The sequence below is a fragment of the Spiroplasma sp. hy2 genome (assembly GCF_044714365.1).
In the GTDB taxonomy this organism is placed as follows: Bacteria; Bacillota_I; Bacilli_A; order Mycoplasmatales; family Mycoplasmataceae; genus Spiroplasma; species Spiroplasma phoeniceum.
The window spans coordinates 1-1,342 of record NZ_RXFZ02000228.1 but is presented as its reverse complement, the minus strand read 5'-3'; the positions used below and the strand labels follow the sequence as shown (position 1 = coordinate 1,342).

At 23.8% G+C, this 1,342-nt stretch carries 1 protein-coding gene; it reads left to right on the top strand.

The features are described 5' to 3' along the window. Window positions 1-580 precede the first annotated feature (580 nt). Window positions 581-1,237, top strand: a complete 657-nt coding sequence (locus tag EHV01_RS05640) for a hypothetical protein (RefSeq protein ID WP_422066606.1) — start codon at window positions 581-583, stop codon at window positions 1,235-1,237. Window positions 1,238-1,342: the final 105 nt, after the last annotated feature.

Here is a 1,342-nt window from a genome sequence, read left to right as displayed (position 1 = left end):
TAAATAAAAGACATAATTAATTAAAATTATAATTTGCTATTAGTATCTTTTTAAAAATATTTACAATTATTTTAATAGGTTATGCAAGAAGTCTATTATATCTTTCGTTATATTTAATTAAAAACCCTATTGTAAACCAATAATTAAAGTAATTATAATTATCATTTTAATTATTAATAACATGTTCTAAGTAATTATACCGTGAAAAGTTTTAAAATTAAAATTAAAATTTTATTTTTTAACATATAATTAAAAAGAAAAAAGCCTATATTTTTTACTAAATTCCTATTTAATTAACAACAATGAAAGAAAAAACGAGGAAACTATATGCAACAAAAAAATAACATCTTTTTTATTAAAAAAATGAAATATTTATTTTTTTATAATTTCTCTTATTAGTTTAGGAGTTCTTATTGCAACGGGATGATATCAAATTGACTACCAAATTGCTGTTGAACTTGCAAAACCTTTATCAAATGAATTTGTTAAATATTGAGTCCGTTTTTATGATCAATTAGGAAATACTGAAATCGTTATTGTAATTATCATTTATCTAACAATATTATTAGAAACATGGTTTTTGCTTAAAATAAAACAAGAAAAGCAAAAATTTATAAAAAATTATTGGATTACTGTAATCTATTATTTTCTATCCATAGGAGCATGACTTATTGGTAATATTGTTAATTTAGCCTTAATTCCAAGTCTTGACGAAGGCTTTGGACCTGGAATTGACTATCTTCTATTTGATAATTATAAGTATAAATTAACAAATGCTATTTTAGTTTTTCTTTACCAATCATTCTTATTAGGAATTGGTCTTTATTATGTTCGCTATCGGTTAGTTAAAACTAACCGTTTGTTAACAGAACAGACATGAATAAAAGCAACTAAAGGATTAAGTTTTTTAATTAGTACATATATTATTATTGTGATTTTAAAAGGTGCAACACATCGAATCTATTATTATAATGCTATTTTTGGTGATTTAATTGATGCCCATTCTGAATTCTTAACTGCTTATCTTAAATCGGGTTTTCATTTTGGATATAACTTAGGTAACGGTTATCTTAATAATATTCCCTCAGAATGACAATATCCTTGGTGGAAACCACCAATTGGCTTATTTAGTAATGTTAATATGCCAACATTTAAAACCCCATGAGAATATGCTTTCCCAAGTGGTCATATTAATGCTACATATTGTACTGGCTCAATTATTCTTTTATTTTTGTAGAATAAAGGATGAAGTAGGAAAAAACAACCCTTATTAAAGGGTTGTTTTTTATTTGAAATAAAACAACTCCTAAAAGGAGGTAATGATAATTAAACAACAAATDAW